The following is a 26,753-nucleotide window of genomic DNA, read 5'->3' as shown; positions in this document are numbered from 1 at the left end:
ACCCCTTGCCGTTCCCGATCGGAATTTTGAAACTTAGGCAGCAAATCTTGTGCATACTCGGTCACTGACCGGATCATGAGCGGCGATGACAAGCAGCCGATGGCATGTTCGTACCACTGCCGCAGAACTTTCCAAGTCCCGATCTTCACCTACCGCAGACGGCGTCACCTACACAGATGACTGGACCGACTGGCTCAAAGAGACTCGTCAGACTCCAGGGACTCCGTTCTTGCTCTCGCCCGCCTTCGACTACGACACCGATCTGAACGATTTCTTCCGCACCACTGCGATGGCCACCATGGCCAGGATGACACAGATCGGATACGCCCGCGACCTCGCGAGCTTCCTGACTTTCGTCAACCATGTTGACCGCGAACGTCATTGGCGTGACATCGAAGACAGTGACCACCTTTCGTATCTGCATTGGCGACGACATGATCCCGATGGCCCGCGCGTGTCCGGCAACACGTGGAACCGTGAAGTGGCGGCGGTAAACAGGTTCTACCGGTGGGCTCACACCGCCGGACACGTGCGAGTCAATCCGATCCCACAGACCTGGCGACGGCCTGCCCCTGCACATACCGGGTATGCGGTCTCGCGGCGATCCGACGAGCTGCGCCCTGCCACCTACAGTCACGACGGCGGCCGGGACCGCATCCAGTGGCTTCCCCTTGCCGACTATCGCAGGTGGCGCGAGGTCGGTGTCCGCGGGTTCGACGCCGCCGGGATGCCGCGAGAAGGTTTCCGTGGCCGGTGGTCGGGGCGTAACGCTACCTATTGCGACGTGATGGTCCGAACGGGCCTTCGGATCTCGGAACAATCTGCACTCACCGTGCTGGAGCTTCCACACATCGATACCAATCGCAGTGGTTATCAGCGGTTTTGGCTTCCCGGGTCAATCGCGAAAGGCCGCTCCGCACGGTGGGTCTACGTTCCGGCTTCCCTCGTTCGTGATCTGGCTACTTACAGTGCCTTCGACCGAGCCGACGTCATCGCTGCAGCCCGAGAGAAACAACGGTACGAGCGCATGCGGCACCCTCTGGTGGTGGAAGATCCGGAACACGCGATCGCCACGCACGTCACCGGTGCCGCGCTGAAGCGGACCGTGAAAGTCTCGGAGCTGAATTGGGCGGAGCGCCAGCAGTTGCTGATTGCGCGCCCCGGCGGTCTCGAACCCGCCGCGTTCTGGCTCGGCGAGCACGGCATGCCGCTGTCAGTGGCTGCGTGGAAGAAGATGTTCGCCGAGGCCAACACCCGCTGCCAGCGAGCCGGTGTGCCGCTGTCGGCGCATGCTCACATGCTCCGGCACACGTTTGCCGTCATCACCCTCGAACAGCTCCAACGCGGTCACATCGCTGCCCTTGGCGAGCTGAACCCGGACCAGCGCGGGCACTACACCCGCATCTTCGGTGACCCGCTGGACTGGGTACGCCGCCGACTCGGACATCGATCCGTGGTGACCACACAGATCTATCTCCACGCGCTCGCCGAACTCGAGATGGAGACGAGAATGGCGCTTGTGCCGGATGATTGGGAAATCCCCACACCGGATCCGGCCAGTGCCGGCGACGCAGCGACTCTCCCGGCGGCCGGTGTTGTGCTGTGACCGAATCGCGAACTCACCCCGGGACACATGCCCCGCTCCCTACGCCCGGAATCTATCGCCCGCCATCAGGACCATCCTCGGTACCGTCTCTGGTCGTCGACTTCCACGGCGACGACGGACGCACCGGCACCTTCGACGTCGAGGTCCTGGCCATGCCGAACTGGCATGCTCCGGTGGCAGAAGCCTTGGCATTACGCATAGGTCCCGCCGGTGACAGACGGACCCACAGTTCGGCTACTACCGTGTTCTCGTTCGTCGCACGGCTACTGCGCTTTCTCGAGAGCCTCGACAACAGCCCCGCCTCACCGGCTGACCTGACCGTGACCCACGTCGAGATGTTCCTCAACAGGATCGACACACCGCGAACCGTCGCCACCCGCACAGGCGAGCTCAGCGAACTCCGCCTGCTTCTTCGGCTTCCTCCCCTAGCGAGCCATCTCGATATCGAGGTCCTCGACCACATCAGCACCCCATCAGGCAAAGGCACCCTCGTTTCTCTGACCGGGTACTCCGACGGCGAATTCACGCGTCTAGTCGATGCCGCCCGCACCGACGTGGGGGCCATTCGCGCGCGCACAACAGCAGGAAACGAGCACCTCGAGGCTATAGACGGGATGGACGTCAAACCGACAACCCAAGCCGAGCAATTGATTTGGGACATGGCAGCTACCGGAGTCGTCCCGGTGCCCGGCGGACCGATCGTCCGCCACCGTCATCAACGCACAGCCTGGGCGGGTCAACTGTTCGTCACGCGTGCCGACCTGGCGCCACTGCTGACCCTGTTCGTTGCAGTCACCGGCCGCAACGTCGAAGCCCTCAAAGAACTGCCCGCCGAGCACCGGATCGTCGGAGACCGAGCCATCGAGGTCCAGTTGAGTAAACGCCGCAACGGACCGAACCGATGGCACGACACCGTGACCTGGGAAATCGGACCCCCGCACCGAGAACTGCACACGCCCGGCGGGCTGTACCTGCTGCTGCACCGCCTCATGGAGCGTGGGCGGGCACTCAGCGATCCGACCGCACTCTGGTCATCATGGCGAAACACCAACCACGATCGCGGAACCGTCGCCGAACACCACAACCCGTTCGCTCAAACCCTTACCGGCCGCGCCGATTTGTCGAAGTGGAGCAGGCTCCAAGGACTACACACGGACGCCGACGCCTTCGGACACACCACACCACTGGGGCTGGATATGCGTCGAGTACGCACCAGTGTCGAGGTCCGTCGCACTCGCTCGGTCGGTGGACATCTGCCCTCGGCTGCCCGCTCGAACAGCGTCGAAGTGCTGTTCAGTCACTACCTTCGCGGCGATCCCACCGCGAAGGAGTGGGCGAGAGAGACGATGTCCGAGGCCCTCCGTGATGCGGAAGCAGCGGCCCTCTCCGCACATTCCCACGTCTTGGCCGAACACGGCGTCACAGAACTCGAGGTGCGCGCCGGCACCGACGTCGATGAACCGGCTGCAGGCGAGGAGGGTGCCTGGACAGCATGCGCCGACTCCTCCGCTCACCCTGTTACCGGCCGTGCCTGTCGACGAGTGTCATTCCTGGACTGCTTCCACTGCGGCAACTGCGTCGTCACCACCGCTCATCTACCGGCCATCACCACCTTGACCGCGACCATAGCCAGGCGACGCACCGAGCTCGACGAACCCACCTGGTGGACGCGCTACGGACCGACTTGGACCGCGATCCACCACGACATCTACCCCAAATTCACTGCTACGCAGATCGCCACAGCAGCCGCCGAGGCACCTGAGTGTCTCCTCGAACTTGCCGAAGATCCTTGGGAGCATCCATGAACACCCCGTCTACTCGCACCGACCTCGAACTTGGCCCATCGATCGACGGCCGCTACGTCCTGACCGGTTTATGGCTTCGCCCTGGCTACTCACTGACCGATACCTCACAATTCCGCGACGATGCCTGGCGGCTGGAAGCTGCAGTGACACAAGCACATGTTCGATCAGTGGTCGTCAACTTCGACACCCTCGCCGCCCCCTATCGATTGCCGGCCAAGGAGCTGTGCCTGGCGATGCTCTCCGGTCCACTACCTGCAGGCGAGCGGCGTCAATCCGTCGTCGGGATCGGCAGCACATTTGTCGAAGTGCGCAAGTTCTTGCACTGGCTCACAGATCGCGCACCGGAGTCCGGTCGACCGTCCGTTCCGACGTTAGGTTCGTTGACCGCGGCCGACGTCCTCGACTACCACCGCCATTTGATGACTCTGTCCGTCGGATTCGGATCGCGCGAGAACTCCAGACGGGCGGTGTGCATGCTCTGGCGGTACCGCACTTGCCTCACCGACACCTTGTCCTTCGACGCACGCCGCATCGACGGCTGGACCATGCATAAACCCGGTACCACCGAGAACGCGACCGGCCGCATCCCCGAACTCGTTCTCGGCCCGCTGATCACCTGGGCGATCCGTTTCGTCGACGACTTCTCCGGCGACATCCTTGCCGCCGCTGCGCATCGAGATGATTACCGTTCACGGCGCACCAACGGACGGTACGGGCGTAACAGCGGTGCCGCCGAAGCGCTCGAACACTATCTCTCACGACACAAGGCCGAAAACGACCCGCTCCCCGGTTATCAAGGCCGCCCCAACATGCAACAGATCGCCGCCGAAATCGGCACCGGGAGAAACGGACTCGACACCAACCCTGCGATCCGCGGCAAAGTCCTTGCCTGCGCTGCGCGAGTCGGAGTCACCGACTACACCTGGATGCCTATCGCCATCGAGGGGCGACTCCACGGTCGCCCATGGATCGACGGAATCGCGCGCCAGCATCCCACAAAGTCGTACCTGCATCTGCAGCGAATGTTGCACATCGCCTGCTACATCGTCATCGCGTTTCTTTCCGGGATGCGGGACGCCGAGATCAAACACCTACGCCGCGGTTGCCTGAGCACCGCGCGCGATACCGACGGCACCCCCTACCGATGGACGCTGACCGGCGTGGCGTTCAAAGGCGAAGCCGATCCTCACGGTGTCACCGCCGAGTGGACCGTCGGGGCTCCCGCTGCCAGGGCGATCTCGGTCCTCGAGAAGATGCACCCGCACGGCCGGGCTCTGCTGTTCTCGCACCCGCCCGGCTCGCAGAAGGTCCGCCCCCGAAACGACGCCACGGTCGGGGTCTTGACCACCAAAGCCACCTCCGGACAACTGAAAGACTTCGCGATCTGGATCAATTCTTACTGCACCGAACACGCTCTTACAGAGTCGATTCCGTTGGTCAACGGCCAACAGTGGGTTCTGAGTACACGGCAATTTCGCAGGACGCTGGCATGGTTCATCGCCCGTCGGCCGGGCGGGTCGATCGCCGGTGCCATCGCCTACCGTCACCTGAGCATCCAAATGTTCGAAGGCTATGCAGGCACCTCGGACTCAGGGTTCCGCGCCGAAGTCGAAGCCGAACAGGCTCTCGCTCGCGGCGAAGACTTGATGGCCATCGCCACCGATCACCTCCATGCACCCGTCACCGGTCCAGCCGCCGACCTAGCCCACTACCGTCTGGACACGTTCGCCGCCGCAGCCGCGTTCTCCGGGACCGTCATCACAGACAGCACCCGCATCAAGCGGCTGATGAAGCGATCCGATCCCGCGATCTACCCCGGAACATTTGCGCTCTGTGTCTTCGACCCCGACAAAGCGATGTGCCAACCCCGGCCCGACCAGGGCGGCAACGTGCTCCCACAACTCGGTCACTGCCAACCGCTCGAATGCAGCAATACTGCCCTCACTACAGCCAACCTCGATGCACTGCGGACCGAACACCACCACCTGGAGCAGGAATTGACCACCAGAGCCGACCTGCCACCGCTACTGGACCACCGATTGCGTGAGCGGCTGCGCCGCCTGGTCGACTTCCTCGACCGCTACAGCCACGCCGACCCATATATCGATCGCACCCACAAGGGGAAGAGATGACAAAGAAGCGCGACGAAGACACGATCGCCATCGACGCCGCGATCGAACACCTCCAGGATGCGTCCGGCCGGACACCGTCGGTGCTCGCACTCGCCCGACACATGGGGTTGGCGAACACCACATTTCGCCGACGCTATCCCCATACGGTCAATCGGCTCAAGCGTTCGACATCACCTGTGACCGACCATGTCGCCCCACACCGGTGCTCGGACGAAGTAACCCAGATTCGGCAGCGCAACCGCGACCTCACCACCGACCTGGAGCTGGCAGTTGCCAGCATCCAGCGATTGTCGATCGACAACCGTTCGCTTCTCCGCCGAGTCGAGGAGCTCTCGAACGTCACCCACCTCCGGACCACGGACTGAAGACGTAGATCGTCGGACGTTGCCCCATGGACCCAACGGATGCTCTTCGGGACAACAGGTCCACACCGCTACGAGTGCTCAGGCGGTGGGACGCGCCGGGATTACGAAGGCAGAGATCACTGCGGCCAGTGCAGCAGCGGCTGCGGCGAAGAGGAACGCGTGTTGGAACCCGGTGTCACCGCCACCCGCGACGAGGCTGAGTGCAGCGATGCTCGAGACGGTTGCCACGCCGATGGATGCACCGAACTCGTGGAAGGTGCTCAGCAGGCCGGATGCGATGCCGGCCTCCTCGGGGCCGATCTGCCCGAGCGCGGTGGCCGAGGCGACGACGAACAGCGCGCCGATACCGAATGCGCCGAAGCTGACGCCGATCGTGGTCGCCGCAGTGGTTGCCCACACCGCTGGCACAAGCAATCCCAACGCCGCGATGAGCATCCCGGCGGTGCCGAGGATCCTCGCGCCCCATCGTCCGATGAGGCGTCCGCCGAGGTTCGCTCCCGTCATCGTCGCCACCGCAATCGGTAGAAACAACAGTCCGGTCACGAGGGGACCATGCCCAGCGGACTGCTGAAAATAGAAGGTTCCCAAGAAGAACACTGCAACCATCAAAGCTGTGGCGATCAAAATCACGAACACTCCGGCACCGACTGGACGCCGGCCCAGCAGTCCTAGGTTCATCAGCGGGGAGGACGCAGTCTTCTGTCGCCAGCAGAACAACAGGTAGAGCGCTGCCGCGGCCCCGGCGGCGGTGAGGGTCTGCGGGTTGGTCCATCCGATTTCACCGGCGACGGTCAACGAGTAGATGGCCGAGCCGGTCGCAGCGGTGACCAGCGCTGCACCGAGAATGTCGAGCGCGGGACGCGGCCCGGGTGCCGGGGTAAGCGGCGGTAAAACCCGGAGGAGGCCGAAGATGACGATCAGGCCAACCGGGATGTTGATGTAGAACACCCACGGCCATCCTGGCCCGGCGGTGATCAGGCCACCGAGCAGGACACCGACCGCCGCGCCGCCGCCGCCCAATGCAGACCAGATGCCCAGGGCGCGGTTGCGTTCGTCGCCGGCGAACAGGCGCACCACCACCGACAACGCCGCCGGTGAGAGCATCGCCGCGCCAATGCCTTGGACAATGCGGCCGCCGAGCAGGAACTCGGCATTGGCAGCCAGTCCGGCCGCCAGGGAGCCGGCGGTGAAGACGGCCAGGCCGGCGAAGACGATTGGTTTGGACCCGAACAGGTCCGCGCTACGCCCGCCGAGGAGCATCAAGCCGCCGAAGGTCAGGGTGTACGCGGCGACGACCCACGTCACCGCCTCCCGCGATAGGGCCAGGTCCACGCCCATCTGCGGCAGCGCGATCGCGACCACTGTGACGTCGAGAATCAGCATGAACTGCGCTGTGCCCAGCAGGGCCAGTGCGAGCCATCGCTTCGGGTGAAGCCCTTCGCCCGCTTCCGGTGTCGTTTTCGACGTGGTCACCACGGCCCCCTAAGTTGTACATAGTTGTTTGAGTTGGACACTGGTACCGTAACTCATACAAACGTGTTCGGGAAGTGAGGGTTCATGGCGACCGATACGTCGCAGGTCGTCGGTAAACGAGCCGACGCGGTACGCAACGTCGAGCGGATTCTCGATGCCGCGATCGTCTGCCTGTCTCGGCGGCAGAACGCAACGATGGGCGATATCGCACGGGAAGCCGGTCTCGGGCGGGTGACGCTCTACGGTCACTTTGCCTCTCGCCCAGCGCTCATCGATGCCGTGGTGGCGCGTGTGATCGATCGCGGTGAGCAGACGTTGGCTGCGGTCGATCTGGGTGGGGATCCCCGAGAAGCGTTGTCCCGGCTCATTCACAGCAGCTGGGAGCTGGTGGACCGGTCACGATCGGTCATTGCCGCCGCCGAGGAAGAACTTCCCCCAGCGCGTATCCGCGAGCTTCACGACGGCCCCGCGAGCCGGGTCGAATCGTTGATCGAACGCGGACGCAGTGCAGGACTGTTTTCACGTGACATGCCCACCTCGTGGCAAGTCGCCGTGCTCCATCAGGTCCTTCACGGTGCCGGAGCCGAGATAGCAGCAGGGCGACTGGATTCGATGGACGCACCCGATCTGATCGTGAGGACCGTCCTTGCTCTACTCGACACCCATTGAGGCTTGGGCGCACCACCTTCCGCTCGGTTGGTCGCACACCTTCGGTTCGGTCGGCGTAGATCGGTGAACCGTCGCCCTCGTTCACGCAAGACCTTGCCGTTACCGGTGGCGTTGTCGACGGCGGCGGGCGTCCTGGTTGTGTCGTTGTGGGCGAGCGGCGCGCCCTCGATGGTCTATCCGCTCTTAGCGGATCGGTGGCGCGTGGGTGAGGTCGTCACGACCGCGTTGTTCGCTACCTATCCGGTAGCGCTGGTTCTCGCTCTCGTTGCGTGTGGGTCTCTCTCGGACTCGATCGGGCGACGCCGCGTACTGCTTGCCGGTGTCGGCATGGTCGCCGTCGGCACTGCGCTGTTTGTGGTCACGAGCGGTCTCGTCCCGATCTTCGTCGGCCGCACTCTTCAAGGAATCGGGGTCGGGCTGGCGATGAGTGCGGCCAGCGCCGCACTCGTCGAGTTCGCACCGCGCCGCACCGCGGCACTGTCCACTTCCGTCAATACTGCGGCGACGGCCAGCGGTACCGCACTCGCGCTCGTTGTCGGCGGTGCGCTCGTGCAGTACTCCGCGTCGCCCACCACGCTTCCGTTTGCCATCTTGCTCGGCGTGACGATTGCTCTGCTGCCGCTGGTGTGGTTCCTCCCCGAGGAGGCCACGCGCAGCAATGTTCGATGGCGGCCCAGTCGGGCGCGAGTACCCGCGAGGAATCGAATGCAGTTCGCCATCGGTGTTGCTTCCCTCACCGTGGCCTTCATGATGGGCGCGGTGTTCATCGGGCTCGGTGCGCAGATCGTGAGGGATCTCGTCGGTACCGTCGACGCTTTCGTCGCCGCGTGTGCACTTGCGTGTTGGGCTGTTTCCATCGTTCCCGCGTCCGTCATCGCCCGGCGCGGTTCACCGACAACTGCATCTTCGGCCGGTTCGGTGCTTTCCGCCGCCGGGTCTGTCACCCTCGTCGCCGCATCGCACGTGGACTCGCTCACCGTCTTCCTGCTCGCTGCGGTTATCAGCGGGGCGGGCTACGGCCTGATGTTCTACGGCGGACTCGGAATGGTCGTCGCAGCCCCCGAGGCCGAGACGCGGGCGACGACACTGTCGTTGATGTACTTGGTGGCGTACCTGTCACAGGGTCTTACTGCGGTTGGGATCGGTGCGCTCGCAACCTTCTGGGGGCTCGACAGGGCGATCGTGGTGGCGATGCCGACGCTCGCAACACTCAGTGTCGCGAGCGGGGTGTTGGTTCACTGGTTCGCACGACCGAGAGCTGACGTCCGACTGGCCAGCTGAACGATGCACCGACGCTACCCCTGGGGGGTATGCCCTGTTACCGTCGAGAGCATGAACTCGACGATTCGTCGCACTCGACGGGGCACAGCCTCGGCGATCGGATTGTTGATTGCAGTGACGGTGTTCGGGGTGTTGTTGATGCATTCTGTGACACCGGCATCGTCGATGGCTGGCCCGATGTCGGAGTCGATGACCGGTGGTCATGCCGCGATGGCGTCGACAGCCCCGGGCAGTAGCTCGGCTTCGGTGATGTTCGGGGAACACGATTGTCCGTCGGCGCATCAGATGATGCATCCCTGTGTGGGAACTCCGGTGTCGTGGGCCGCGTTGTCCGTCCCGACGATGAGCACCGAGACAGGCCAGTCGCCGACAGCGGTGGACGGGATCGCCGGGCGCACAGACTCCATCCTGGAGCGCGCACCGCCGTGGACCTTGTGGGAGTTGGACAGATCGGTGACCTTGCGAGTGTGACAGGGAGCCCGGTAGACGCGCGTCGACCGGCGGACCGAAACACGTCACACACCCCTGATTGTCCACTCTTGCAAGGAGATTCCACATGCGTACCAAAGTCATGGCTTCACTCGCTGCTGCCGCCGCCAGCGCGTTCCTCGTCGTCGGCTGTAGCAACGACTCGACCGATTCGTCGATGGACGGGCATTCCATGGGCTCGATGTCCTCCGCACCGATGTCCTCGGCCCAAGCAAGCGCGTCCGCAGAGTTCAACGATGCCGACGTGATGTTCGCGCAGATGATGTATCCGCACCACGCACAAGCAGTCGAGATGGCCGACATGGCGAACGGCCGCACCGACAACCCGGACGTGCTGTCGCTGGCATCGGCGATCGCCGGCGCACAGCAGCCCGAGATGGACCAGATGACGGCATGGCTGACCGAGTGGGGCCAGCCCATGCCCGACATGGACATGAGTGACATGGGCGGGATGGACCACAGCTCTGGCAGCGGCATGATGACCGCTCAGGACATGGACGCGTTGATGGCAGCGTCGGGACCGGAATTCGACCGCCAGTGGTTGACGATGATGATCGCCCACCACACCGGTGCCATCGAGATGGCGAACACCGAAATCGCGGACGGTTCCAATCCTGACGCCCTGGAGATGGCACGCGCCATCGTCGCCACTCAGCAGCAGGAAATCGAGACCATGCAGCGGCTGCTCGGCTGACCCGGCCCGCCACACAACGATGGCCGCATCCTCTCCGGCGGAGAGGGTGCGGCCATCAGCGTTCCACAATTGTCAGGGCTGCGTTCCCGGTACGAGATCAGCTCTCACAGTACCGGTTCGCGCTGCGATGGAGCATCGGAACTCCCGTCGTTCACCGCTCCGGTGATGGCGTCGGGCGCGAGGTCGAGTCGCCGGAGCAGCTGCGCGTTTGCGGCGACGATGATCGTCGACAACGACATCAGGATCGCGCCGATGGACATGGGCAGTACGAACCCGACCGGTGCCAGCACCCCTGCCGCGAGCGGGACAGAGATCAGGTTGTATCCCGCTGCCCACCAGAGGTTTTGCTTCATCTTTCGGTACGAGGCGCGCGAGAGTTCGATCACCGACAGCACCGACCGCGGGTCGTCGCTGGCGAGGATCACTCCTGCCGATGCGATAGCGACGTCGGTGCCGGCCCCGATCGCGATACCGACATCGGCTTGCGCGAGCGCCGGTGCGTCGTTGACTCCGTCGCCGACCATCGCCACCGTACGTCCTTCGCCCTGGAGTGCAGCGACGGTGTGGGACTTGTCTTCCGGCTTCACCCCGGCGAAGTAGCGGTCCACACCGAGTTCGGTCGCGACGGACTTCGCGACGGCATCGGCATCACCGGTGATCATCACCACCGCGATTCCGCGGGCGTGGAGTGCATCGATCGCGGTGCGTGATTCAGGCCGGATCTCGTCGGCGAGCGCGAGCGCACCGATCACGGCCCCGTCGGCGAGGACGTGCAGGATGATCGCCCCGTCACCGCGCCACCGGTCGGCGACGGCGAGTTCGGATCCGTGTTCCTGCTCGAGCAGCGCGGGCCCGCCGACCTGTACGCGGGTACCGTCGACGTCGGCTGCGACCCCGACCGCGGGGGACGACTGGAAGTCAGTCGCAGGCTGCACGGTTAGGTTCCGTGATCGTGCGGCACCGATGATGGCGCGTGCGAGTGGGTGCTCTGAGTCAGCTTCTGCGGCAGCAGCCAAAGCGAGGACATTGTCGGCAGTGCGCCCGTTCGTCACCTCGATTGCGGTGACGGTGGGTTCACCCTTGGTGAGGGTCCCGGTCTTGTCGAAGAGCACGGTGTCCACTGTTCGCATGGTTTCGAGTGCGAGCCGGTCCTTGACCAGAACGCCGCCGCGGGCAGCGCGTTCGGTGGCGATGGAGACCACCAGCGGGATCGCGAGTCCGAGTGCGTGCGGGCAGGCGATGACCAGCACGGTGATGGTGCGGATGACGGCGTCGTCGGGCATCCCGACCAGGGTCCACACGGCGGCGGTGATGATCGCGGATCCGAGAGCGAACCAGAACAGCCAGCCGGCGGCGGTGTCGGCGATGCGCTGAGCGCGCGAGGTCGAGTTCTGGGCGTCGGCGACGAGCCGGCCGATGCCGGCGAGGGCGGTGTCCTCCCCTACTGCGGTGACCTGGATGCGCAGGCCGGAGTCGGTGGCGACAGTGCCGGCGACGACCTGGTCGCCGTCGCTGCGGCGGACGGTGCGTGATTCGCCGGTGATCATGGACTCGTCCATACTCGCCGATCCGGAGACGATGGTGCCGTCCGCGGGTACGCGTCCGCCGGGGCGGACGACGACCAGATCACCGAGCAGCAACTCGGCCGGGGACACCTGCACTACGTCGTCGCCGTCGACGCGTTCGGCGGTGTCCGGGAGCAGTGCTGCCAATGAGTCCAGAGCGGAGGTGGTCTGCGCGAGAGATCGCATTTCGATCCAGTGCCCGAGCAACATGATCACGATCAGCAGGGCCAGTTCCCACCAGAAGTCGAGCTGATGATCGAGCAGGCCGAGGCTCGCTCCCATCGACGCGACGAATGCGACGGTGATCGCCAGGGCGATGAGAAGCATCATTCCTGGTGCACGTGAACGGATTTCACTCACCGCGCCGGTGAGGAACGGGGACCCGCCCCAGGCATACATCACGGTTCCCAGTACCGGGGAGACCCACGCGATCCACGCTGCGTCGGGTAGCGAGTACCCGAGGAGCATCGCGAACATCTCGGAAGCGAGGATCACCGGGACGGCGAGGGCCAGCATGATCCAGAACAGGCGACGGAACATACCGACGTGATCACCGTGGCCGGCATGCCCACCGTGGCCGGCATGCCCACTGTGGCCGTCGTGTCCGTCGTGACCGCCGCGCTCCGTGTGCTCGCCATGTCCCGAGGGGGGCGCGCGGTGCCCGGACATGTCGTGGCCCGAGTGTGGGTTCGCAGCCTCGGCCATCCCTGTGTCGTCGCCGGCATGTGTGTGGTTGTTCATCGTGCGAGTCCTTCCGTCCACCGAGTTCGGTGGTTACGCAGTGCGCGGGTCCGAGGGTTGCTGTTCCGCTGTGTATCCGGCCTCGCGAACAGCGGCGATGACTTGGTCCTGGTCGAGCTCGGCTGCGCTTGTCACCGTCAGGGTTCCCGCCGACGCCGATGCCTCCACTGTGACGACCCCTGCTACGGCGTTGACTTCTTCGCGAACCGAGGCTTCGCAGTGCCCGCACGTCATACCGGTAACTCGGTAGCTCGTGGTGATCATGTCCGCTCCTTCAATCGTGAATGCATACCCCCCTGGGGTATGTTGTTGACATGTCGGACCATACCCCCTCCCCGTATAATTGAAAAGGCCTAATACTGCATCAGAGGCTGACCAACCATGCGCGCCCTGACCGGTCAGTTGGTCAACAACAGACCGTAGCTACAACAAATCCACTGTCCCCTTCCAGTTTTCGCCCATGCGTGAAAAAGCCCAGGGGCCTTGACGTCCATCGCGAGACCTTCCGACCGGACTTTGAGCGGCACCCCGTCACGGAAGGATCCTCCAGACGAGCCAGCCACGGTGAGCGCGACGCTGACCAAGACTCTCTGAGGGGGATCGACAACGAGGCGTGTGGGCGGATCGAAAGTGACGGGCCAGTTCTCGTACATCTCGGGGCTCACTGCACGACCGCCAGACCGTGTGGCCGGTGCAGGACGGCCGCGTCGACGCTGCTCGGGATCCACCGCAGGCCCTGTTCGCCGAACGTGGGCGCGGTGAGGGTGTAGCGGCCGGTGCGCTCGGCGATACCGCGCCCGTGCACGGTGGTCTCGAGGGTGATCGACCGGATACGGCCCCTGCCCTGCTCGATTCCGCCGTACGCGACAGGCCGCGAGGAGACTGCCAGGTCGAGACCGGGCATGCGTCCGTTCGTGATCGCGAGAATTCCTGCGTGCGTACGGTTTCGGGCCAACAGGGCACGCGCCCGGGTTGGCGGAACATCGCGTCCGTGCACGGTCGTCACGACCAGATCGAGGCCCTCGATACAGAGGCTCGCAGCGTCGAGGGGGTCTGTTTGGCCTGGGTCGATCAGGTGGATTTTCGACAGGTCGCCGCCCTGCTCGTGGACGGCGAGGAGTCCGAACTTCGACTGCCCGATCAATGCGACGTGGTGGCCGGCCGCGCTGGCTGTAGCGACGAGACCGACGAGGATCGATCCGGCACCAGTAATCGAGATGGCCGTTCCGCGGGCCAGCGCACCGCGTGGGAGGAGTTCCGACAGTGGCGTGGGCACGGGGATGGTGCGCAGGGTCTGTGAACGCACAGGGCCGCTGAGGGTCTGTTCGTCGGCGGGCGGGGCCGTTGGCTGAGATGGGGCGAACAGGGATGCGTCGACGGGCTCGATGGGTGCGTGGACACGTCGTCCGGGGATCGCGGCCATGCTGCGTCGGAGCGCGGCGAGCTGTTCGGCCTTGCCCAAGCCGGTGAGGTCCCCGATTGCGTCGACGGTGGCCATGTGGATCGACCTTTCGCGCGCCGATAGGAACCACCACACCGTATCGAACGCATGTTCGATTGTCGAACGTGCAGGTGGGCGCGTTCAGCGGTGGAGGGTGCGAGTGTCGAGGTCGTCTGCCGTGAAGGTCCAGGCGAGATGCCGGTATAGGTGAAGCGTTCGTTTCACCTGGTCGAGGGCGCTTACGACGGCCGGGTCGCTGGGGTCGCGCCCCTCGTCACGGATGGCTGCGCACTCGTCGTCGTCCATGCTGTGTTGGACGCACAGCGCTGCTTTGTGGTTCCCAGGCAACAATCATTCATGTGAATGACTGGACGAGCTGCGTCGTTCTTTCCGGCATGACGGTGCATCGGTCTTCTCGAGCCTGCGCCGAGGAGTTCCAATCTACGTCTAGTTCGACGCGTCGGCCTCGGGGGCGGTTGCTCCGTCGTAGATCAGGTCGTCCGAGCCGTGGTAGCGGTAAGCACGCTGTCCACTGGGCAGAGTCACCCAGCCCGCCTGGCCGTGATCGGCGTCCGGATCGAAACTACGGTCGTTGGTCATTCAACACTCTCATTCTCCGCAGGCGGGCGCACCACAGTCACCTTGCTCTTGACGACAATCGGGGCATCCGCGGGCCCCTGCAAATGCTCATCGATCCACATGGGTAGATGACGCTTCTGCGATGGATACCAATGCCGACGCCAATGCCCCCGAACGACGTGGCGGTGCGAGAGCTTGCCAGATCCTTCCGACGATGAAGCACTGGATGCAGACCGCGGCTGCCGGTACGACAAATACGTCACCTCACGCATCCGCTTGACTACGCCGTCGTTGTCTCGCATGCGCGCCGACTGCTGGCGGGTGGACTCCACGAACTTGTTGCCTCGCAGCATGTTCACCATCGAGAAGAACGTTCGCGCAACGTAATCCAGGTCATTCATGGCGGTCACGGAATGCGCAGGTTCGTCGGGACCGACGTCCGTGAAACCCGCGCCTCCTGATCGGTTCGGTGCACTGGGCGCAGCATCGGATTCGGCTGGGCTGAGCTGGACCTCGGCGAAAGGAAACACCGGTAGGTAGTCGTTGACGACGCGGTACAACCGGTTTCCGTCAGTAGGAAGTGCCCCGTCGGCCCGCGCCAACCACCACCGCAAAGCAGGAACGGTAAGCATGGCTATCAGGAGAACATCGGTTCCACTTCCACTGTCGCGACCTGTCTCGTTCCACACCAGGACCCGCCCGTGGTCGGGCACTCCATCCGCTGGAGCGAGATAGAGAACTCCTCTGCTCGAGGGAAGATCGGCCACGGTCACAGCAACATCATGGTCTCGATCGGCACTCTGGCCGGCCTCGATCAACGCAGACATCTCCGGCGTCGCATAGTAGGCATACCGGTCCGCCGTCGACGCGCGCAGAAGGAAGTGGCTGTAGTAAAGCATCTGGAACCAACGGAAGGGCTGCAGGCCGACATCGTGCGATTCCGGTTCGTCATCGAGCCAGAAGGGCAAGTGCTTGTGGGGCTCCCGCGCAACAGCTTCGACCGGCAGCTTCGTCATCCGGGACAACCTATGGAGCATCTCGCCCACGTCGGCCGGGTCGGACCGAAACCGGATCACGTCGTAGCCGCCCTTAAGGAATTTTCCCAGGTAGGTCTCCACCGGCCAGGCTGCGGCCTCGATGGCCTCGAGCACAAGGGGCCACCGCGCCGCGGTGACCTTTGCTTCCAGCACCTCGGCGGCCTGACGGCGGATACGCATGTCGACCGAAAATTGTTGCCCTGGAACGAACTCACCGTCGAATCCATCACGGCGAACCCGAGTGCCCTTCGCATTCCGAGGCTTCTGCCCTCTTCTATCCGAACGCCGCGCCAATTTTCCCATCCCGCCCCCTCGTCTACCACTCCATGGCACAAATCCGCATCAACACTCTGACGATATGGACCATCGCAACATTAACTGGCAGTTGTCATTCGGAGTCTGGTGTTGCGGCGGTGACGAGTTCAGTCAAGACCCCGTGGCAATCCTTTGGGTGCAGGAAGTTGATTCGGGACCCCATTGAACCTTGTCTCGGCTCGTCGTAGAGTGCCCGGACGCCCTTACTCCGTATGGCTTCTGTTTCGCCACTCACGTCGTTCGTGCCGAATGCGATGTGGTGGACGCCTTCTCCGTTCTTGGCCAGCCACTTGCCTACTACTGAGTCGTCCCGGGTCGAGCCCAGCAGCTGGAGGTACGAGGCGTAACCGTCCGGGGTCTCGTTGATCTTCAACATCGCTTCACGGATACCCTCCTCCTCGTTCGATTCCAGGTGAGTAACCTCGAATCCATAGGTGGCACTGTAGAATTCGACGGTTTTGTCGAGGTCGAAACAAACAATCCCGATATGGTCAATTCGAGTCAGCATGCCTACAGTCCACCGCATAACTGCTCGCTATGCAACATGCTGACATGACCGAATCCGCTTGTCTGACTGATATTTACAAGATCAGTCAATCTGAACTCTGCCAACAGTCCCTACTTTGCTTGGTTGCCTAGGTCGTCAAATTCAGCCCAACCCTTGACTCGGGCCCAGTTCAAGCCGCTGCGCAGGTGATTTCGTGCCATGCAGGTGTCCCCGTCGATGTCGCAGACTTCGATCACCTAACGGTGGCCCAAAGCTTCGCTGCTTTGCAAAGCGCGGCAGAGGTAATGACTGGAGGAACGATCTGCTCCAGCTCTACGTCATAGGAGATTTTCGCTTGGCCTCAAGGGCTCTAACTACCTCGGCGGCCCCTTCTTGACGGCTGGCGGTAGTCGTCACAATGGGGACGTCGCGTTGACCAAGCTCGATCACGGCCTGGAGTTCGCGAAGTACTGCGTGGACTCCGTTCTGATCTGCCTTGTTTACGACGTAGAGGTCGGCGATTTCCAGAACACCAGCCTTGGCCATTTGGATGCCGTCACCTGCTCCAGGCGCTAGAACAACGATGGTGTCGTCCGCGATTGATGCGATTTCCACCTCTGACTGCCCGGTTCCGACCGTCTCGATCAAGATCCTGTCAAATTCGATCTCAGACAGGATCGCGATCATTGTCCTGGCCGTGGCCGAAAGTCCTCCGAGATGGCCACGACTGGACACTGACCGAATGAAAACTCCGGGATCATCTGAGTGCTCCTGCATACGGATGCGGTCACCGAGGAGCGCACCGCCGGTTATCGGCGATGACGGATCAAAGCAGAGCACTGCCACGCGCTGACCCCGCTTGCGGTACTCGGCGATAAGACATGAAATCAACGTCGACTTTCCGACACCAGGAGGACCTGTCAAGCCAATCACCGTACAGGCGGTTCGGGGGTGGTCCGGTGCAGCCGGAGAGATGACGTCAACCTCAGTGATGGCGTAGTTCTCCGCGCGAGTCATTAGTTGCGCCAGCGCCCTGATATTGCCTTGCCGTGCAGACTCCAAGGTCTGACAGTTCTGGTGCCTCGTCACTCCGTCTCCTTGAGCGGATGTAGGTTCGTTTGTGCCCAACGGGTGATCTCCTGAAGGGAATCCCGAGAGGTAAAGACCCGGAGCACTCCCATTTCAGCGAGCTTGCGTGCGTCTCCAGGTGGAATGACGCCGCCACAGAAGATGGGTATCTCCATCGCGTTATTCTCGGCCAACAGCTCGATTACGCGGGGTACCAGTTCCATGTGAGCGCCCGATAGCAGTGACAGACCGACAGCGTCGGCACCCTCTTCCAAAGTGGTGCGGACGATTTGCTCGGGTGTCTGACGCAATCCGGTGTAGATAACTTCCATGCCGGCATCACGAAGTGCGCGCGCCACCACTTTGGCACCGCGATCGTGGCCATCCAGCCCAGGTTTGGCAACCACCACTCGGACACGATGCACGCGGCCTTCGGCCTTTCCTGCGTCGAAGCTCGGGTTCGGAGCTGTCATGCCGTCACCAGCGGTGTGATCCGCGCCTCGCCGATCCGGGAACGCAGGTCGACGTCGGTGACACCGAGCCCACTCGAGGGTGCTAGGCAAAGTATGCCAACTTTGCCGAGGTGCTCGTTTAGTTGAATCCTGCGTGCGGCTTCTGGTGTCTCTTGAAACGGGTGCACTTCAGACAACATAGGTTGCACTTGGCCGCGCTGGATGAGGCGGTTCGTCTGCCACTGCTCGTACAAATTCGCCCCGTGGCTGCCTACTATTCTTTTCAGGCGCATCCACAAGTAGCGGTTGTCGAACGTGTGTTGGTAACCCGTGCTCGATCCACAGGTGACGATTGTGCCGCCGCGGCGGGCCACGAATACCGAGAGGCCGAAGGTCTCGCGGCCAACGTGCTCGAAGACGATGTTCGGATCCTCTCCGATCTCTCGCCTGATGATCTTGCCCAGCAGTTTTCCTGCCGCGACGGTGGCGTCCGGGTCAGCGGAAATCTCACCGATCTCGCGCCGATCGATGACCAGCTCACAGCCAAGCTTGCGGGCGACCTCGGCTTTTGCGTCCGAGCTGACTATGCCGATTGGTATGCCGCCGCCGTTGCGGACGAATTGCACGGCGTAGCCACCGAGGCCACCCGCCGCGCCCCAAATGAGGACTACATCGCCTTGACGCATGTTGGCACCGCGCTCGCTGACGAGCATCCGGTAGGCCGTTCCCGCGCACAATGGGTTGCTGGCAGCCTCTTCCCAGGTGAGGTGCGCTGCCTTGGGTAGTAATTGACTCGCGCGGACGACCGCATAGTCAGCGAGGCCTCCGAAGTTTGTCTCAAACCCCCATGCTCGCTGCTCGTGGCCGAGCATGCCGTCGTGATGGGTGAGCGGTTCCTGGTCATCGACATGAGCCGTCCCTACGGCGACATGGTCCCCGACCTTCCACTTGCGCACACCGGCCCCGACGCGCACGATCACCCCGGCTGCGTCCGACCCCAGTACGTGGTACGGCTGGTCGTGACGAGAGGCCCAGCCGCCCTGTTTTGCGTAGTGCCGCAGGAAGTTGAAAGTGGGGATCGGCTCGAAGGTAGCGGACCAGATTGTGTTGTAGTTCATCGCCGCTGCCATAACAGCGACCAACACCTCATCAGGAGCAAGTTCCGGCATGGGCACACTGCCGAGGTGAATCGACTTTCGAACGTCTTTGTCCTCGACGCCGGCGAAAATCTGGATGTCTTCTACATCTAGGTAGGCGGCGTTGTATTCAGGTGGGACGGGAAGGCTCTCAAGTACGTCCGGAGAGGCACCCGCGATTACAGCTTCAGAGAGTTCGTTCATTGTCATCCTTGTTCGTCGGTAGGGTGTCGGTACAGGTGATTTTGATACGTCCAGGCAGATCACTGGCGTGCAGAAAAGTCCGCAGATGTGCTCGGATTTCTCGTGCGCTCGGGACATTGCGAGTTGGTCCAGACACACTGAGCACCGCGGTGTCGGTACGGCCCCTCACCAGCTGCACTTCCGCCTCTCGTACCCAAGTGTGGGTTCGGGCGACGCGGGCGACTGCGGAGGCATCAATGAGGCTTCGGGTGCGGATCCACCGACCCTCCCGAGGTCCTAGGTGTCGCATCTCGCCGTCTGCCGCGACGTACCCACAGTCGTCGGTGCAAACCTCGCGGCCGTCGGCGAGATGAACCCAGATCGTGCCCGCTATACAACAGGGCAGTAACTGTTCCGACCGGCCACGCACGGTGAATCTCACACCGTCCGATGGCATCAAGCGCGGAGGGTGGGGAGCGTCGTCGTTACATAGTGTCCCCGCGCGGACGCCAGCACAGATGTACGGGGTCCCCGCGCCGGCTGCTCGGGGCCGGACTTTGCTCGTAGAGCTGACCAAGGATGTTTCTCGGTCTGAAGCGAGATCTGTGACAGCAGTGCGAAAATCGGCAAGAAATATTTCTGCTTCCGCTGCACCCATCAGATCCTGGCGATAGTCGAGCCGCACCCGGCACTGCGGCCAGTGCGCACGGATCTGCAGCGTTCTGGCCAAAGCAGCGTTTGTGTTTGGCGTGAAAAACTCCCACTCCGAACGTAGGCCGGGGATTTCCAGGTCAAGTTGGGCTGGCGGACGGGGAAATGACAGGCCGAGCTCAGTACTGAGCCGAGCGAGGGGTCTGCCGGGCACACCGGACACCAGGTCCACGAACGGGACGCGGCGATAGCGAGCCAAGTGTGTGAGCGCCCGGCGGGCCGAGGCAACGGATTTTTCCGTCGCCATCTGGCGGGAGGTTTCGATGGATACGGGGACCACGTTGGTTTGCAAGCCGGCGACATGTCCGGTGTGTTCGTCACTGACGTCCGAAGCCACAGACAACACCGGATCAATGTTGTCGTAAGCCGTCATTTGTCGAGTGAGCGCTGCGAAAAGCATCGTGAATGTGCTCACCTGCAGGTTTTGAGCGATCGCGCGAAGGGCGGCAACCGCTGAGGGCTCCAGTTCGATTGTCGGCGAGGCAGCAATGGACCGCTGCCCCAGACGGCCGCCCTCGGGAAGTGTCAAGGGCATCCGTTTGTCGATAGCAGTACGCCAAAATTCGATGGCCTCCGCGGTGACTGCCTCCGTGGCAACGGGCGTACTGGGCGCGGCCAGCGGCGTCGGATTCACTTGATGGCCGATTCTCAGTTTCCCCAGATAGTTCGAGAAATCGCGGGCGACAATAAACTTGCTGCGCCCGTCAAAGCCGGCGTGATGAGCCTCGAAGACCATCGAGCAGCGGTTGGGAGCATGGGTTAGAAGTTGGAAACGAATTGGTGCCTCGGTGGCTAGGTCCCAGCGCTTGTCCTGTTCGCGCTGCTTGCACCATTCTCGGACCGCCGCCGACTCGGAGCCGTCTTCGCATGGGATAGTGGCGCGCTCGAAAGAACATGCCTCAAGTGCCGGCAGGACGCACTGGCGCAACTGTCCCCGCACAAGCCGCAGCACCGACCGCAGCGGCTCGTGTCGTTCAAGCACGGCGCGCGCAGCGGCCTCGAGGTGATGCTCGTCAAGTACACCGCGAAAGGTCGCCACGAAATATCCGCCGCCACTAATCGAGGGATCAATCGTGGCTTCGGCCCAGAGTGCGTATTGGCCCGCATCGGCGGGCCTATCGTGCAGGATTGTGGTCATTCGTCACCGCCCTGACTGTGTCGGCGACGCCGCCGGCAGTCATCTGCGATGAGCTCAGCGACTCTCTCACGATTAACCTTCCCGCTGGGGGTCCTGGGCAGTTCGGGCAGTTCCGTCACCGAAACAGGGACCGAAACCTCGGGCAGTACCTTGCGTAGTCGCTTAAGAGCGTTGGCCTCGACTGGGCCGGTGCAGCCCTCACGAAGGACTACTGCGGCGCGCAGGCTGGCATGGCCGGACTTAGTCACCACCATGACCGTCGCCGCTGCAGCGAAGTCGGGAGCTGTTAGCAACTGCGCATCGATTTCTAGGAGATCAACGCGGATTCCCCGCACTTTGATCTGGCTGTCCATTCGGGATAGGAAGCGCAAGCCGCTGTCTGTCAGCTCCACCAGGTCACCGGTACGGAAGGCTCGGGTGTTACCGGCTGGTGAGGGAAGGATGCTGACGTAGCGCTCCACTGTCAGCTCGGGACGCCCCAGATATCCATCCGACAATGGATTTCCGGATACGAGAAGCTCTCCGATGTTCGGAGTTTCTGGAACTTCCGGCGCGATGAGTAGTTCGCATCCCGGCAGGGGTTCGCCGATTGGTGGCAGATTGGGCCAGGCATACGGATCGGGCCCCAGGATGTGCGAGGTCACCATGGCGGATTCGCTTTGTCCGTAGTGGTTGACCAGCCGGCAGCCGGGCATACATGCGAACATTGCGCGAATATCTTCCGAGCACACTACTTGCTCACCGGCGGTATTTACCTCGACCAAGCACAGTTGCGCCAGCATGTCCCGCTGGGCCGTCACTGCCAGCATCTGCAACGCAACGAATGGGACGAACAGCCGCTCGATTCGTTGATCGGAGAGCCATCGAAGCAATTGGGCTGGTTCACGGCGTAGCTTCTCCGGCATGATCGCAAGCGTGCCGCCGCCGCACAGCGTGCCCAATATCTCCTGGAACGAGACGTCGAAATTTAGCGGGGCGAACTGTGCGGTGCGTAGTTCGGGGTGGGGTGAGTGGGATGTTTGCCAATCGACCATTGTGTCGATGCAGAGATGGTTCAGCGCTACGCCCTTCGGCCAGCCGGTCGATCCGGATGTGTAGATGATGTAGACCGGAAGTGCGGCATCGCACGCGACGGCGCGCAGGTCGATCGGTTGGGTTACTCCGGGGGGCAGCCCGATGTCGACCAGCGGGGCGTGGTGGTTCACACGTGATCGCGTGGTGGCGATTAGGGCGCGAGGTGCGCAGTCATCCACCATGAACTGAATCCGTTCCACGGGGTACTCGGGGTCCAACGGGACGTACGTCGCTCCATGCAGCAGCACCCCGAGTAATGCAGCGACTGCACCCGCGCCTCGCGGAAGCGATACCGCAACCCGGTCTCCTACGTTCACGCCGGCCAGCGTCAAGTTGGACGACACCGTTTGCGCCCAAGCTGCCAGTTCTCCGTAGGTGTACGAACGATCGGCGTCGACTACAGCCGTACGCCCCGGATCGTGGGTGACACGGCGAACAAATCCAGTTAAGTGACAATCGGGTGTCGCCGGACCTCCCCACAGTGACTTGAATTTTGGGGCGGTCATGCATCTTCTCCCCGCGGCGCTACCCCTGCTAGTTCTTCATCAACGGCCTCCACGAATTCTTCGATGGTGGGGTTGTTAAAAATTAGATGCAATTCCGCTTGCAGCCCATACTCCCGCTGGATAAGGGCAAGGATTTTCGCGGCCGTGAGCGAATCACCGCCCAAATCGAAGAAATTGTCATCGAGCGTGAGATTTTCTTCGCCGAGAGCCCGTTCCCAGAAACTCGTAATAGTGGTAGCCATCCGTTGTTTGCTCATATTTCTCTGCTCCCCATCCGAGTGGTCAGTTGGCTGCACCCTTGAGTGTGTTTGGGTACGGGATTGACCCGGACTGCTGCTGCTCCGGTTAGATGCGGTCATTTCGATTCGAGCCCTTCTGCCACCGCCCGTTGCATTTGGCCGATGCTGGCCCGAGCCCGTGCTGCTGCGATCATCGAATTCATGACATTGCGGCCCGCGGCCACGTCATCGGTCACAGCACGTAGTTCTGCGCTACAAACCCCGCGCTCGAAGGGACGGCGGCGGCCCGGTACGACACCCGAACGCAGTTGCCTTTCAGTGAGCCACTCCTCTTCTTCGGAACTCTCGGCTTCGACGACGCCGACGACGGGGCCGCGGGTGGCGTAGGCCATGTCGTCAATGCGCGATTCCAGCCAGCCACTGCGCAGACAGTCCAACAAGCCACCATGGGCAGCGATGTCATCTAGCCACCCCGTAGCCTCTGCTTCGATTTCATCGGCGATGCGAGCTATTGCCTCGGACCCGCCGAGGGGGTCGACGTATCTGGCTAGATCGGTTTCCTTCAAGATGATCTGCTGAATCCTCAGCGCAATGCGTGCCGATAGCTGCCCAGGCGTTTGTTCGGCCTCGTCGAAGCCGCACACATGCAGAGACTGCACCCCGCCGAGGACGGCCGCTACGGCCTGAATGGTCGTACGCGCGATGTTGTTGAGCGGTTCGGAGGCGGCGAGAGCGGAGCCGAAAGTATTGACCTGAACACGCATGCGGCTCGACTTCGCGTCAGCAGCGCCGAAGAGGTCCACCATGCGGCGGGCATACATCCTGCGTAGGACACGGAACTTGGCCGCCTCGGCAAGAACCTCCATATGGGTCCCAAAGATGAAGCTGAGCCGGGGTGCGACCTCGTCGACGGTAAACCCCCGCTCCAGCATCCCTTGCAAGTACGTCTCCGCATCAGCGATGCCGAGCGCCACTTCCATTGCTCGGCTCGCACCGGCTTCACGGGCGTGTCCACCCGAGATCGATACCGGATTGACCTTGGGCAAGTTGCGTATGCAGTACTCGATAACGTCTAACGAGAAGCGGAAGCTGTCGTCCAAGTCGAACACGAACGCCTTGCGAGCCGCGTGCTCTTTCAGCATTTCGTTCTGCAAAGTGCCACGTAATAGCGCAGGGTTGACGCCTGATTCTTCGGCAACCACGATCCATAGGGCCAAGATCATCGGTGCGGTCGCATTGATGGTGAAAGAGACTGACACCTGATCCAGCGGTATTCCGTCGAACACTGCGGCCAAGTCGTCGACGGTGGACACCGAGACCCCGGCGCGACCGACCTCACCGGCAGCCGTTGGATCGTCCGGGTCGAGTCCGAGCTGGGTGGGCAGGTCGAAAGCCAACGAAAGACCTGTCTCGCCTTGGTCGAGGAGATAATGGAACCGCCTATTGGTGTCTACGCCGTCGCCAAGCCCAGCCAATTGCCTGATCGTCCATGGCCTAGACACATAGCCCTTGGGATGAATACCTGCCTCATAAGGAAACTCGCCTGGTTTACTCATAATCGTCGCCTTCCAGTTCTGCACGCAGCCGGTCGCCGTAGGCGTCCAACGCATCGGGACTCAACATGTCGTTGTGTTCGCACTCCACTGCGATCTCCGTGACTGGACGAGCGATAAAACGTGTCCAGTCTCTTGAATAACCTGGATCGCGTTCGTGATCGCTTCCCTGGAACACCACAGCGCCGCCCCCGAATAGGTCCGGTGTGTGGCCGTGCCAGAGGTCAGAATTGAATCGGAGATTGCGAACGACGTGGCTGATCATCCAAGCTGGCGGAATAGCTGCGCCGAGTGACGAATGAGTTTCCAGCCATTCCGTGGCCTGCTCGTAAGAGGTCAATTCTTTCAGATCGGGCAGGTCGACGTTCTTGGACACGAAATGCCGCAGGACGTCGGTCTCATTGAAATCCGCGTCTGGCGAGCGTGTCGTACCGGGTTCTACTAGAGCTGCGTCCAACAGTATTAGCCGACGTACGTGCGCCCCTCTCCGTTCCAGCACGGTAGCCATCTGGTGGGCGACGACACCACCGAAGGACCATCCCAGCAGGTCGTAGGGCCCATCGGGCTGGACTGACTGGACGAGGTCGGCATACTCGCCGGCCATTTCGCGGACCGTACGCGGACGTTCGCCGTCGACGGTTTGCTGAATAGCGAATATTGGGCGCTGCACGATGCTTCCCAAGGCGCGGTACGCCCAGCTGACGCCCCCACCAGGGTGTATGCAGAAAAGTGGACGCCCTGGCCCTCGGCACAACTTCACGACCTGAGGTATCTCGTCGGAACTGGACCAGTTGAAGAGTTGTTTGCTCAGGCCCGCTACGGTGGGGGCTTCCATGAGTGCACGGACGCTGATTTCACAGTCGAAGGTTTCCTGCACGGCGGCTACGACACGCATCGCAGAGAGCGAGTTGCCGCCCAGGTCGAAGAAGGAGTCGTCCACGCTGACTCGCGGCAGGTCGAGAACCTTCGTGAAAATGCCGGAGATAATTTCTTCAACCGGAGATGACGGCGCTCTGTGAACGCCGCTGGCGAATTGCGGCTCGGGCAACGCCCATTTGTCCAGCTTGCCGTTGACAGTTAACGGCAACTCGTCGATGACCATCACCACGGCCGGAACCATGTACGCAGGCAATCGCGCGGCAACTCGTTCGCGCAGCGCCCCACCATCGATTCCCGCAGACACCTCGGTAGGTACGACGTAGCCAATCAACTGCTTGCCGGTATCGGTATCACGGGCCACCACTGCCGCACGCTCCACTCCGGTCAAGGCAGCGAGTGTTGCTTCCACTTCACCGATTTCGATGCGGTAACCACGAATCTTCACCTGATCGTCAGAGCGACCCACATACTCCAGCTCGCCGTCGTGATTCCAACGAACCAGATCGCCGGTGCGATACATCCGCGAACCCAAAGGGCCGAGCGGACACGCGACGAATCGCGATGCCGTCAAGCCCGGCCGTCGCACATAACCGCGTGCCACACCCCGCCCCGCGACATACAACTCACCAACCACACCGATCGGAACCCGCCGCAAACCGGAATCCAACACAAACAACGCATCACCCGGCACCGGCGTACCGATAGGAGCTCCATGACCAGGCTTCATGGGCGCACTCATAGAGGCGTAGAACGTCTCTGTCTCCCCGTAGCCATTGATCATTTCTCGGCCTGAAGCCCACCGATCGACAAGTTCGGGCGAGCATGCCTCACCCCCCACAAAAATGGTCCTTACTTGATCTATTCCCTCGGGCGAGAGCATCTCGAGTGCGGACGGGGTCTGGTTGACGGTGGTGACCTGCTCGTCTACCAGGATTCGGTGAAAGTCCGTTGCGGAGCGGGCGGCATGCTCAGGGATGATCACCAAGCGGCCGCCGTGCAGCAGAGCGCCCCACATCTCCCACACCGACACATCGAACGAGTACGAATGGAACATCGACCACACCTGATCTGGGGAATGTTTGAAAGCATGTTCCGAAGCTGCGTAGGTCTGGGTGACGTTCGTTTGTGTGATGCC

General features: G+C 62.5%; 23 protein-coding genes. 8 read left to right on the top strand and 15 right to left on the bottom strand.

Annotation, left to right across the window (positions count from 1 at the left end; all coding sequences use genetic code 11):
- Nucleotides 1-229: 229 nt before the first annotated feature.
- Genes BH95_RS27380 through BH95_RS27365 form a run of 4 tightly spaced genes read left to right on the top strand, consistent with a single transcriptional unit; the run spans nucleotide 230 to nucleotide 5,908 of the window.
- A complete protein-coding gene (locus BH95_RS27380) occupies nucleotides 230-1,606 on the top strand; it encodes a tyrosine-type recombinase/integrase (protein WP_052060218.1) in 1,377 nt (458 codons plus the stop codon).
- Nucleotides 1,603-3,411 (top strand): hypothetical protein, encoded by a 1,809-nt coding sequence (locus BH95_RS27375; protein WP_072692251.1) that lies wholly within the window; start codon nucleotides 1,603-1,605, stop codon nucleotides 3,409-3,411. Before BH95_RS27380 ends, BH95_RS27375 begins: the two co-directional genes overlap by 4 nt.
- Nucleotides 3,408-5,543 (top strand): hypothetical protein, encoded by a 2,136-nt coding sequence (locus tag BH95_RS27370; protein WP_032407143.1) that lies wholly within the window; start codon nucleotides 3,408-3,410, stop codon nucleotides 5,541-5,543. The genes BH95_RS27375 and BH95_RS27370 overlap by 4 nt, the downstream gene beginning before the upstream one ends.
- Entirely contained in the window at nucleotides 5,540-5,908 is a 369-nt protein-coding gene (locus BH95_RS27365; RefSeq protein WP_032407144.1) for a hypothetical protein, read from the top strand. The genes BH95_RS27370 and BH95_RS27365 overlap by 4 nt, the downstream gene beginning before the upstream one ends.
- A 78-nt stretch (nucleotides 5,909-5,986) precedes the next feature.
- Here BH95_RS27365 and BH95_RS27360 read toward each other — a convergent pair whose 3' ends face one another.
- On the bottom strand, nucleotides 5,987-7,381 hold the full coding sequence (locus tag BH95_RS27360; protein WP_032407152.1) for an MFS transporter: 1,395 nt from the start codon (nucleotides 7,379-7,381) through the stop codon (nucleotides 5,987-5,989).
- 84 nt (nucleotides 7,382-7,465) lie between these two features.
- On the opposite strand from BH95_RS27360, the gene BH95_RS27355 reads away from it, so the two are divergent.
- From BH95_RS27355 to BH95_RS27340, 4 genes are all read left to right on the top strand, one after another.
- Nucleotides 7,466-8,050, top strand: a complete 585-nt coding sequence (locus tag BH95_RS27355; protein WP_032407145.1) for a TetR/AcrR family transcriptional regulator — start codon at nucleotides 7,466-7,468, stop codon at nucleotides 8,048-8,050.
- 63 nt (nucleotides 8,051-8,113) lie between these two features.
- Entirely contained in the window at nucleotides 8,114-9,331 is a 1,218-nt protein-coding gene (locus BH95_RS27350) for an MFS transporter (RefSeq protein WP_139278555.1), read from the top strand.
- 51 nt (nucleotides 9,332-9,382) lie between these two features.
- Nucleotides 9,383-9,802: a DUF6153 family protein gene (locus tag BH95_RS27345; RefSeq protein ID WP_032364204.1), complete on the top strand. Its 420-nt coding sequence runs from the start codon at nucleotides 9,383-9,385 to the stop codon at nucleotides 9,800-9,802.
- 85 nt (nucleotides 9,803-9,887) lie between these two features.
- The gene (locus BH95_RS27340) at nucleotides 9,888-10,514 is read left to right on the top strand and encodes a DUF305 domain-containing protein (protein WP_032364203.1); all 627 of its coding nucleotides are present in this window, start codon (nucleotides 9,888-9,890) and stop codon (nucleotides 10,512-10,514) included.
- A gap of 104 nt (nucleotides 10,515-10,618) precedes the next feature.
- On the opposite strand, the gene BH95_RS27335 is transcribed toward BH95_RS27340, so the two are convergent.
- The 14 genes from BH95_RS27335 to BH95_RS28960 all read right to left on the bottom strand — a co-directional run.
- On the bottom strand, nucleotides 10,619-12,820 hold the full coding sequence (locus BH95_RS27335) for a heavy metal translocating P-type ATPase (protein WP_037185689.1): 2,202 nt from the start codon (nucleotides 12,818-12,820) through the stop codon (nucleotides 10,619-10,621).
- A gap of 33 nt (nucleotides 12,821-12,853) precedes the next feature.
- A complete protein-coding gene (locus BH95_RS27330) occupies nucleotides 12,854-13,084 on the bottom strand; it encodes a heavy-metal-associated domain-containing protein (RefSeq protein ID WP_032407149.1) in 231 nt (76 codons plus the stop codon).
- Nucleotides 13,085-13,481: 397 nt separating this feature from the next.
- Complete coding sequence (locus BH95_RS27325; protein WP_015586180.1) at nucleotides 13,482-14,318, bottom strand: hypothetical protein; 837 nt, start codon at nucleotides 14,316-14,318, stop codon at nucleotides 13,482-13,484.
- 390 nt (nucleotides 14,319-14,708) lie between these two features.
- Nucleotides 14,709-14,861 (bottom strand): hypothetical protein, encoded by a 153-nt coding sequence (locus tag BH95_RS28965; protein ID WP_155289037.1) that lies wholly within the window; start codon nucleotides 14,859-14,861, stop codon nucleotides 14,709-14,711.
- Nucleotides 14,858-16,057 (bottom strand): hypothetical protein, encoded by a 1,200-nt coding sequence (locus BH95_RS27315; protein WP_032384406.1) that lies wholly within the window; start codon nucleotides 16,055-16,057, stop codon nucleotides 14,858-14,860. Before BH95_RS27315 ends, BH95_RS28965 begins: the two co-directional genes overlap by 4 nt.
- Before the next feature lie 208 nt (nucleotides 16,058-16,265).
- Nucleotides 16,266-16,700 (bottom strand): methylmalonyl-CoA epimerase, encoded by a 435-nt coding sequence (mce, locus tag BH95_RS27310; RefSeq protein ID WP_015586177.1) that lies wholly within the window; start codon nucleotides 16,698-16,700, stop codon nucleotides 16,266-16,268.
- 312 nt (nucleotides 16,701-17,012) lie between these two features.
- A complete protein-coding gene (meaB, locus tag BH95_RS27305) occupies nucleotides 17,013-17,768 on the bottom strand; it encodes a methylmalonyl Co-A mutase-associated GTPase MeaB (protein WP_015586176.1) in 756 nt (251 codons plus the stop codon).
- Nucleotides 17,765-18,220 (bottom strand): cobalamin B12-binding domain-containing protein, encoded by a 456-nt coding sequence (locus BH95_RS27300; RefSeq protein WP_015586175.1) that lies wholly within the window; start codon nucleotides 18,218-18,220, stop codon nucleotides 17,765-17,767. Before BH95_RS27300 ends, meaB begins: the two co-directional genes overlap by 4 nt.
- Nucleotides 18,217-19,539 carry a crotonyl-CoA carboxylase/reductase gene (gene ccrA, locus BH95_RS27295; RefSeq protein WP_015586174.1) on the bottom strand — a complete coding sequence of 441 codons (1,323 nt, stop codon included), beginning with the start codon at nucleotides 19,537-19,539 and terminating at the stop codon, nucleotides 18,217-18,219. Before ccrA ends, BH95_RS27300 begins: the two co-directional genes overlap by 4 nt.
- Nucleotides 19,523-21,367, bottom strand: coding sequence for a condensation domain-containing protein (locus BH95_RS27290; RefSeq protein ID WP_015586173.1), 1,845 nt, complete (start codon nucleotides 21,365-21,367; stop codon nucleotides 19,523-19,525). Before BH95_RS27290 ends, ccrA begins: the two co-directional genes overlap by 17 nt.
- A complete protein-coding gene (locus BH95_RS27285; protein ID WP_015586172.1) occupies nucleotides 21,364-22,947 on the bottom strand; it encodes an AMP-binding protein in 1,584 nt (527 codons plus the stop codon). The genes BH95_RS27290 and BH95_RS27285 overlap by 4 nt, the downstream gene beginning before the upstream one ends.
- The gene (locus tag BH95_RS27280) at nucleotides 22,944-23,204 is read right to left on the bottom strand and encodes a phosphopantetheine-binding protein (protein ID WP_032382025.1); all 261 of its coding nucleotides are present in this window, start codon (nucleotides 23,202-23,204) and stop codon (nucleotides 22,944-22,946) included. The genes BH95_RS27285 and BH95_RS27280 overlap by 4 nt, the downstream gene beginning before the upstream one ends.
- Nucleotides 23,205-23,302: 98 nt before the next feature.
- Nucleotides 23,303-24,742: a methylmalonyl-CoA mutase family protein gene (locus BH95_RS27275; protein WP_052069825.1), complete on the bottom strand. Its 1,440-nt coding sequence runs from the start codon at nucleotides 24,740-24,742 to the stop codon at nucleotides 23,303-23,305.
- A partial coding sequence (locus tag BH95_RS28960) for an alpha/beta fold hydrolase (RefSeq protein WP_208601221.1) occupies nucleotides 24,735-26,753 on the bottom strand: 2,019 nt, incomplete at its 5' end. The genes BH95_RS27275 and BH95_RS28960, both read right to left, overlap by 8 nt.

It is taken from the genome of Rhodococcoides fascians A44A, assembly GCF_000760735.1.
Taxonomy (GTDB): domain Bacteria; phylum Actinomycetota; class Actinomycetes; order Mycobacteriales; family Mycobacteriaceae; genus Rhodococcoides; species Rhodococcoides fascians_E.
The sequence above is the reverse complement of the archived record's forward strand: the minus strand, read 5'-3'. Positions and strand labels throughout refer to the sequence as shown.